Consider the following 9,755-nt stretch of genomic DNA (forward strand, 5'->3'; position numbering starts at 1 on the left):
CCACCGTCACACGGCCGGATCTGCGCCGCCGATCCGACGGTCGTGCCGGCCGGCTGCACGCACCACGTGTCGTAGATGGACAGGGTGCCCGCGTTGGGGTCGGGCTGGCCGCCGGCCGGGGTGAACGCCCACTTCTGCGCCACCGTGTCGTTACAGGCGAACAACTGCACCGGCTGACCAGCCGCGGCGCGGCCGGCGAACAGGTCAAGGCACTTGTTGCCCAGGCCGACGTACGGGGTCCGGCCCTTGCTGCCCTGCCCGGTGATCCGCTCGACCTGGCCGTCGTACGTCCAGGTCAGGGTCTGCTCGTCGCCGTTCTGCACCGACGCGACCGACTTCGTCTCACCCGTCAGCTCGTACAACCGCTGGGCGGCGGCGGTGATCGCGGCGCCGGCCGGGGTGACGTAGTTCTTCGTGACCGTGGTGAGGGTGCGCGGCTGGCTGCCGTCGGCCCTGCCGTAGGCGTAGGTGGTGGTGGCGTCCTTGGCGGTGTCGCCGGTGAGGTCCTTCTCCACCAGCTCCGTGCGGTTGCCGAGCAGGTCGTACTCGTACTCCTGCCAGTAGCCGGAGCCGTCCGCGCCGACCGCCACGTTGAGCACACCACCCGTGCCCGCCGGGCCGGGCGCACACGACGCCTGGTCGGCGGCCGTCCACGCCCGCTTCAGCTGGCCGAGTGCGTCGTACTGGAAGCACTGCCGTTCCTGGATGCCGTCGGCCTGCTCGCGGATGGCCAGGACGTTGCCGGCGTTGTCGTACCAGTAGTGGCGGTTGGACACCAGGTTGCCGCCGACGACGCCGGTGTCGCCGGCCTTCTCGCGGTAGACCTGCTGGCTGGTCAGGGCGCCGCTGGCGTCGTCGTACGAGGCCATGGCCCAGACCCGGTGCGGTTGCGCGCCGAGCGTCGAGCGCAACACCTGACCGTACGGCGAGTAGACCGTCTCCGCGCCGTACCAGTCCTTGCCGGAGACCGACAGGGGCAGGCCGTCCTTGGTGTAGCGGACCAGCACCTTCTCGCTGGGCAGCGCCCCGACGCCGGGCAGCACGGTCGACTCGGGCATTCCCGTGTCGGTGTAGGTGTAGCCGTACGTGTAGGAGGTTTGCAGCCCCCAGGTGCTGGCGATGGTCGCGGGCAGCGTCAGCGTGGTGGACGTCGGCTGGTAGTCGTCGGTGTAGCCGCCGATGCTCTGGGTGTACGGCAGCCCGTCGGTGTAGCGGGTGGCGGTCGCCGGCAGGCCCTTTCCGCCGGCCACCGTGTCGTAGGTGTACTCGCCGAGCAGGGTGCCGCCGTTGCCGCCGAGCCGCTGCTGGACGGGGCGGGACAGCTCGTCGTAGCCGTTCCACACGGTCACGCCCCGGGCGTTGGTGCTGGTGACCTGCCGGTCCCGGTAGTCGTAGGTGAGGGTGGTGACGCCGGTGTCGGGGTCGGTGGCGCTGACCGGCCTACCCCGGTGGTCGTAGCTCCAGGTCCACTCCTTCGGGTTCTCGGAGTGGGTGGCCCGCGTCAGTTGACCCTGCGGGTCGTACTGGTAGCGCATGGAGACGAAGGCGCTGCGGTCGCCCTTGGTGTAGGTGTCGACCCGCGTCGTGCGGCCCAGGGCGTCGGTGAACAGCCGGTACGAGGCCGCGCCCGCCGGGTTGAGCACGGTGGAGTGGTCGGCGCCGTACTCGTAGCGGGTGGACCGCAGCGGCACCTCGACGCCGTTGTGGACGGGCATCTCCTCGACGACACGCCCGAGCCCGTCGTAGGTGTAGCGGGTGGCGTTGGGCACGGCGGTGTCCGCCGCCGGGGTGAACAGGGTGCCGCCGGGGTTGCCGTCGGCGTAGTAGGCGTTGCGGGTCTGCCCCACCTCGCCGGCCCGGTTGTAGAGGGTGTCGGTGATCAGTCGTCCGCCGCCGACGGCCTCCTGCTGGCTCTGCCGTTCCCGGCCCAGGCCGTCGTAGATGGTGACCGCGGTCTCCACCCGGTTCTCGTGGCTGCGGGCCTTCGTGGTGATGTACGGGGGCTTGCCGGACTCGATGGTGTACTCGGCCCGGAAGTCGGGGATCGCCCCGGCCGACGGGGTGCGGCCGGCGGCCCACGCCTCGACGAGGCGGCCGAGGGCGTCGAACTTCGACTCGCTGACCCGGTCGTTGAGGTCGGTGCTGCGCACCACGACCCCGCGACCGGGATCGAACTCCTGGATCTGCCGGTGGTTGAGTGAGTTCTTCTCCTCGACCTGGAAGGGCTGACCGGTGGCCGGGATGTAGGTGGTCGTGGAGGTCTTCAGGTCGGGGTCGGTGCGGGAGACGACCCGGCCGAGGGCGTCGAAGCCGACGGTGCCGTCGGACTGGAAGCCGGAGCCGTCGCCCTTGAGCGACCAGGTCTGGGTGACCAGGGCACGGGTGTTCGCCGCCAGCGCGGTGCCGTACGCCGCGCCGTCGTAGCCGATCCGGCTGGCGGAGCTCAGCGACGCCAGGTTCGTCCAGGTGGCGGCGGCGCAGGTGGTGGGGCTGGTCAGCAGCTGCTGGGTCAGGCCGACCAGGTTACGGTCGAGCCGGTGCAGGTAGGTGAGCTGGGTGCACGTCTCGTCGCCGGTCTTGCCGGTGTCGCCCAGCGACTCGATCTGCGTCGGCAGGCCGTGCGTGGCGTCGTAGCTGGTCTTCGTCTCGACCGTCCGCGCGGTGCGCGTGTCGTCACCGGTGCCGGAGGAGCGGCTGTGGGCGACCACCCGGGATTCGGTGACCCGCCAGGCGCGCAGCGGGCTGAGCCCGTCGTCCCGGTTGCGCCGGCCGAGTTCCTCGGCCTCCGGGTAGGTGACGCTGCGGGTGAGCCAGTCGCCGGTCGCGGCATCGACGGTGGCGTACGTGAGCTCCTCGGCGATGCGGCCGGCGAACGGCTCGCGGTCATTGGCGATCTCCTGCCCGGCGGTGTCCTCGACGGAGACGTCGTCGCCCATGCCCCGGAAGTAGCGGGTGACGGACTTGGTCGCCACGCTGCCGTCACCGTGGTCCGCGTCGGTCTCGCCGGTGCGTACGGTTACCTGCGCGAAGCCGGCGAACTGCGAGTACGTCCGGACCGACTTCTTGGTGAACTCCTGCTCGGCGAGCTTCCACCCCGGGTCGGCGTAGGTGTAGCGGGTGAGGGTGCTGACCGCCGGGCCGTCGATGGCGGGCAGTTCCTCGACGCTGTCCACCACGTACTTGTGGAACCAGTCGATCTCCTCGGCGCTGGGGTCGGGGTGCCAGAAGGACGGGTAGCAGAGCCGGTTGTTGTTCTTCAGCGCGGTGGTGTCCGTCTTGCCGGGCAGGCCGGTGCCGGTGGCGCAGTCGCCCGTCGGCTGCTTGTAGCTGACGACGGTCTCGCCGCCGTACTCGTTGATGATGCGGGCGATGCGCAGCCGGGAGAACCCGGGGCGGTCGTCGTTGCGGACCCGGTTCGGCATGTCCTCGGGGTTGGCCTCGAAGCGCACCGGGTTCAGCGTGATCTTGTCGGTGCCGCCGCCGGGCCCGTACCCGGTGCGGGTGATCGATTCCAGCCACAGCGCAGTGTTCGGGCCGGTCCGGGTGGTGGGGAAGGCCTGTGCGAGCTGGTACTCGTCGACCACCTGGCGGGCGGTGGTGCCGCTCTGCCGCTGCGCCGAGGTGGTGATCTTGTCGAGCCGCTTGCGGGTGAAGAACGACGGGGAGGCGTTCCAGCACTTCTTGTCGTCGCCGCAGCGCAGGTCGGCCGGGGTGTCGTACCAGATTCGGTAGTTGGCCGGGTCGCTGCTGGTGAAGTTGGCCTCGGTGCAGGTGACGGTGCCCTCGGCGAAGCAGCGCTCCGCCACCGTGAAGGTGATCTGCGCGGCCGGGGCGGCGGAGAAGACGCTGTTGGCGCGCTGCCCGTAGTCGATCCGGGTGAGATAGCCGCCCCGGTCGTACGGGACGGGGGCCTTGAAGTTGAAGTTGCGGGCGTAGTGGTTGGTCTCCTTGGCCCACCACAGGCTCATCGCGTTGCCGTGGACGTCCTCGACGTAGTCCAACGACCAGCGCCAGGCCTGGGTGCAGACCGAGCCGGCCCAGTTGCCCGACTGGTAGCAGTCCTCGCCCGCGTGGTTGCCGTACACCGGGACGGTCAGCACCGAGTTGGTGACTGGGTCCCCTGTGGACCAACCTGGCAGGCGGTGCAGCCCGAAGTGGTGGCGGGTGCCGTCGCGGGTGGTGACCACCCAGTATTCGCCGTCGGCGTCACCGTTCGCCTTGCTGCTGTCCTTCACCAGCTCCACCCGGGAGCCGTCGCCGTTGGCGGTGAACCAGGTGTTCTCGTCCGCGTCCCAGACCAACTCGGTGGTCATGCCGCCGAGGGAGAGGGTCGCGTTCTCGGAGCCCCAGCAGAGGTCGCCGGTGCGGTGGGTGGCGTTGTTGGCGCCGGACTTCTTCGAGTCCTGGGTGCAGTTGGCGTAGCTGCGGGTGATCGACCCGGCGCTGTAGTCCCAGCCGTCGCCGATCCAGGAGGCCTGGTTGTTGGTGGCCGAGGTTCGGCCGTCGACCGACTGCGAGGAGTAGCCCAGGTTCACCCGGGGCATCAGGCCGCCGGCGGTCTCGGGCACCTGCACCTGGTAGCCGTAGGTGAACGCGCCGGACGAGGCGCCGGCCGCCCAGGACCCGGAGGAGAGCAGCGGGGTGGCGGTGAAGTCGCCGCCGGCCGAGGCCCCGGTGTCGAGCACGCCGACGACCCCGGCGCCGGCGGCACTCGTCGCGCTGCGCGAACCCGCCCCGGCGGGACCGGTCGGCCCGGCGAGCAGCGAGCCGATCGAGACGCTGCCGTTGACGATCCGGCGGGTGCCCTCGCCATCGGTCGCGATCGGTGCCTCGTCGGCCGGCACCAGCTCCGCCTCGCTGGAGACGGCCGCCCCGGCGTCCGGACCGGGCGCCTGGTAGGGGGTGAACGCCAGGGGCGGCGTGCCGCCGGTGTCGGGGGCGCAGTCCCCGCCGTCCGGGTCGTCGTAGACGCAACTCGGCAGGAGCACCAGGCCGAACCGGTCGGCGGCCTGCGGGCCGTAGAGGTCGGCGAAGGGCGTGTAGTCGACGCTGAGAGCGACCTCGGCGGCCGGGTCGGCGGTCACCGGCGGGGTGATCTTCATGATCAGGCCGGGGGCCCCGACGGCCTGGGACGCCTCGGGGCCGGAGAGGTCGACCTTCCAGGTGCCGGCCAGGTCGGCCGGGTCGCCACCATCGGGTACGCCGAGGGCGACCGGCAGGTCCTCGACCGGCAGCGGGGTGCCCGGGGTGGCCGAGGTCAGGTCCACCTCACCGCTGTCCTGCTGCCACGGCGTGACCGCCTGCGGCTCGTACGGGACCACCGGCACCTCGTCGGCGGTGGTCAGCTCCGTCTCGGCGTCCGCGTCGCGGTCGACGTGCTCGATGGTGGGAATGTCGGGCAGCTCGACCGGCATCCCGGTGCGGCTCATCCCGGCGCCCGGCACCGCCCACGCCTGCGCGGGCGCGAGCGCCACCAGCAGGGTGACCGGGAGCGCCAGCGCCAGGGCCCGGCGGGTGGGCGACCACCGCCGGCTGCCGGCGATCGGTCGGGCGGGTCGGCCGGGACGCCGTCGGGACAGCAATCCGGTACCAGGCATACGTCGGCTCCCACCCAGGCGCGAAGACGGAAGAGGTCGCGGTACGACCGCGAGGGCACGGCACGCGCCGGGCGTGGCACGCCTGAGCACTGTCGATCACCTATCACCCTTACTCAAGGTGACTGATCGTAATCAGAGCGACATGGTAGTGATCTTCGTCACCGCCCTTTTCTCCATCAGGGCTTCCAAAAGGCCCGAGTCCCCCTTGATCGATTGATCAGCACATAACCGATACGTTCGGCCGACGAAAGCCGCATAGGTCAGCTCTCGGTCGTAACTCTCGACAACGAGAGAGCCGAGGTCACGGATTCATAACGGTAAAAGTGTGACGAGCTGGCGACTGGCTGTGCGATCGTGTGCCCGCGCTTCTGCCCCGTGGCCCTCCGCCGGACGGGATCGCTCGTCGTTGCCGCCGCCCTGTCCGCCCGGCCCCCACGGGAGTAGACCGCCGTGACCGCGCCTCGCCTGCTCAGCCCCTTCCTGCGTACGCGCACCCGGCGGCTCTGCACCCTGGCCCTTCTGCTGGCCGCCCTTGTCGCGGCCGGGCTGCCGTACTGGCTGCGCGCCGACCACAGCCGAGGGTCTGCACCGGACCGGGCCGCCGAGGCCGGGCCGGCGGCCACCGTCGACCGGGACTACGCGGCCGCCATGGCCGAGGCCCGGCGCACCGGCCAGGAGGTGCCGGTCGACACCGCCACCACCGCCACCTCGCTCACCTGGGCGCGCCCGGACAGCAAACTACGCACCACCTTCCACGCCGTGCCCCAGCGCGCGAAAACCGCCTCGGGGCAGTGGGCCACCATCGACACCACCCTGACCCGGGCCGGCAACACCCCCACCGGGCTCGACGTCACGCCGGCCAATGCGCCGATGCCGGTGCGCTTCTCCGCTGGCAGCCCTCCGGCGGCGAAGCGCGGCCCGGACCCGAGCAGGCGCGGCACCACCACCCAGTTCCTGCGGCTCGCCCCGGCCACCCAGCCCGAGAGCCCCACCGATTCGGCCCTCGCCGAGGTGCAGATCGACGGCCACACCATCACGTACCTGTGGCCCGGGCCCCTGCCGGAACCGGTGCTGGACGGGCCCCGCGCGCTCTACCCCGAGGTGCGGCCCGGCGTCGACCTGCTCGTCGTCGCCCGCGAGGAAGGCGGGTTCGGGCAACTGCTGGTCGTCAAGAACCGGGACGCCGCCACCCTCGATGCCGTCGACACCCTCACCTACGGGCTGCGGTCCGCGACGGCGGTCTTCCACCACCAGCAGTCCACCAACGGGGTACAGATCCTCGACCCGGTCAGTGGCACGGAGATCGGCGCCATCCCCGGCCCGTTCGCCTGGGACTCCGCCGGCCGGGAACCCGCCTCCCCCGAGACGCCGCTGCGCACGGCCGTGGCCACCAGCGCCGACGTGCTGCAACTCTCCGGACTGATCGGTGCCGAACCGGGCGCCCGTCGGGCCCCGATGCCCACCCGGCTCGACGGCGGGGACACCGGCGAGGCCCGGCTGCACCTGGACGCCGCCGCCACCGGCCTGCTCACCGACCCCGACGCGCTCTTCCCGCTGTTCCTGGACCCGACCCTCACCACCGGCCTACAGTCCTGGGCCACCGTCTACAAGCAGAGCCCGAACACCAACACCTACCACAGCACCAATTTCAACAGCGGCACCTCCGACGCCCGGGTCGGCTACGACGAGGACACCCCGCTGACCACGCGTTCCTTCTGGCGGATGGGCCTCAACAGCGCGTTCGAGGGAACGGTGGTCAGCGAGGCCAGCTTCCGGGTGCTGAACAACCACTCCTGGTCCTGCACGGCTCGGGAGATGCAGCTCTGGCTCACCGGCGCCATCTCCTCCAGCAGCACCTGGCAGAAGCAGCCCACGTGGAAGTCCCTGCAACAGAAGCGGTCATTCGCCCACGGCTACGGCAGCAACTGCGACGACGAGTACGTGCGGTTCGACGTGCTGGGCGCGGCCCAGGAGGCGGCCACCAAGGGCTGGGGAAGCATCACCCTCGGCATGCGCGCCACCAGCGAGTCCGACACGCTGACCTGGCGCAAGTTCAAGGCCAACACGGCGGAGTTAGAGGTCGTCCACAATCACCCGCCGGGCGAGCCGACGGACGGCCGGACCTCGCCCGGCGGCAGCTGCGTGCCCGGCCCCGGCACCGGCGCCACCATCGCCCGGACCACCATCTCCCTGTCGGCGAAGGCTATCGACCCGGACGGCAACCTCAAGGGGCTGCGCTTCCGCTTCTGGCAAACCGGCACGACGGTGCCTGCAGGCACCCTCGTCACCCACTCCAGTGACGGCAAGGCAAGCTGGACGGTCCCGGTCAGCAGCCTGGAGGACGGGGTCACCTACTCCTGGGACGTCCGCGCCGAGGACCACTCGAACGCTTCCTCTTCGTACTATCCGCCCGGCACCGAACCGTGCCGCTTCACCATCGACGCCTCCGCCCCTCCGGCGCCCGACGTCGCCAGCAACGTGTGGCTGGAGGCGACCCCGGACGGTGCCACCTGGTCCACGGTCAAATTCGGGCAGACCGGGCCGGTCGAGTTCAGCGCGGCCGGCGCCGCCCAGTTCAGCTACTCCTTCGAGAGCATCAACCCCGTCGCGGTCCCAGCCACTGACGGCAGGGCCACCGTGGCCGGTCTGGCACCCCGGCACTCCGGCCCGAACACCCTGCACGTGTACGCCTTCGACGCGGTCGGCAACCGCAGCGTCCGCACCGACTACACCTTCTACGTGCCACCGAGCGAGACGGCCGACAAGCCCGGCGACGTCACCGGCGACGACCTTCCCGACCTGCTCCTCGTCGACGCCACCGGTAACCTGCGCACCTACGCGGGCGACGAGGGCGGCGAACTGTACTCGTGGCTCGCCGCCTCCTACACCACCGACAACGAGCTGAACCCGCCCGGACACTGGTGGGACGCGGACGCCGCCAAGGCGGCCCTGATCGCCAAGTACGACGACACCTACCCCGGCGACGGCATCACCGACCTGTTCGCCCGCACCCCCGACGGCAGGTTCTGGCTCTACCCCGGCGACGGGTACGGCAGCTTCGACGTCAACCGTCGGCTGCGGGTGCTGCTGCCGTCCGGTGCGCCGGACCCGAGCACCTGGACCCAGATCAAGGCCATCGGTGATGTCACCGGCGACCAACGGCCGGACCTGGTGGTACGGGCCGGCACCGCGTTCTGGATGCTCGGCGGCTACACCGGGGCGAGCTTCCAGGAGGCGATCCTGATGGAGGGAACCGCCTGGGCCCGCCGGGACATCGTCAACCTGGCGGACATCGACGTCGACGGCACCCCCGACCTGCTCTGGCGCAACCTGGACAACGGCAACATGTACGTCCGCCACGGCCTGCCCGGCCCGGCCGCCGGCAGCGTCGATCTGCACTCGCTCAAGCAGGCCGCCAACTCGCGCGACGGCGACGTCTCCTATGGCACCGGTTGGTCGGAGGCGGCGATAAGCGCGGTGGTCGCGATCCCGGACGTCAGCGGCGACCAGGTGCCCGACCTCTGGGTCCGGTACGGCTCCGACGGCCAGATCCGGGTCTACCACCCCTCCACGACGAGCGCCGGCGCACCGGTGAAGGTCGTGCTGGGCTCGGACTGGAGCACGATGAAATCCTTCGGCTGATCCACCTCACGATGACCAGCAGACTCCGCAAACAGGATCAGCCAATGCTGTGGAGACAGCCCATACGGAGCTGAGTCACTTAGGACATCACCCGCCCCACCCGTCCCCGTCCCGCCCCGTCCCGCCCCGGCGCGGTGATCAAGAAGTTTGCGTCATCGTCGAGATCATCCCTGACGCATTCCTCTTGATCACCGAGGATGCTGGGGCGGCGGGGTGATGTCGTTCGGACAACCGGCAGCGCAGTCGTCCAGAGCAATCGCCCAGATTGCCGCCAGGAGTCAGCGGCGGAAGGGGCCGGTTGATGCCGTCGGAGCCGATGATGGCCCCGCTGGGACGAGAAGTAGAGGCGGCTGCCGGCTGACCACGCCGGTCGGGGTGATCAAGTTGATCTCCATGTTGTCGCCGTACGGGCAGGTGTTGCGCCGTCCTGGCCATTCGGGAGCAGGCCGGTGGCATCCAGGAACGGCAGTGCTTCCAGTACGACGCGCTCGGCCAGCTGAAGCGGGCGTGGACGGC

Annotated in this window: 2 protein-coding genes; one reads left to right on the top strand and one right to left on the bottom strand. The window is 70.7% G+C overall.

Annotated elements, in window-relative coordinates; genetic code table 11:
• On the bottom strand, window positions 1–5,597 hold a 5,597-nt coding region (locus ACFT41_RS31310; RefSeq protein WP_377589889.1), incomplete at its 3' end, for a sugar-binding protein.
• 450 nt (window positions 5,598–6,047) lie between these two features.
• On the opposite strand from ACFT41_RS31310, the gene ACFT41_RS31315 reads away from it, so the two are divergent.
• The gene (locus ACFT41_RS31315; RefSeq protein ID WP_377589888.1) at window positions 6,048–9,239 is read left to right on the top strand and encodes a DNRLRE domain-containing protein; all 3,192 of its coding nucleotides are present in this window, start codon (window positions 6,048–6,050) and stop codon (window positions 9,237–9,239) included.
• Window positions 9,240–9,755: the final 516 nt, after the last annotated feature.

The organism is Micromonospora sp. NPDC057141 (assembly GCF_042670805.1).
GTDB lineage: Bacteria > Actinomycetota > Actinomycetes > Mycobacteriales > Micromonosporaceae > Micromonospora.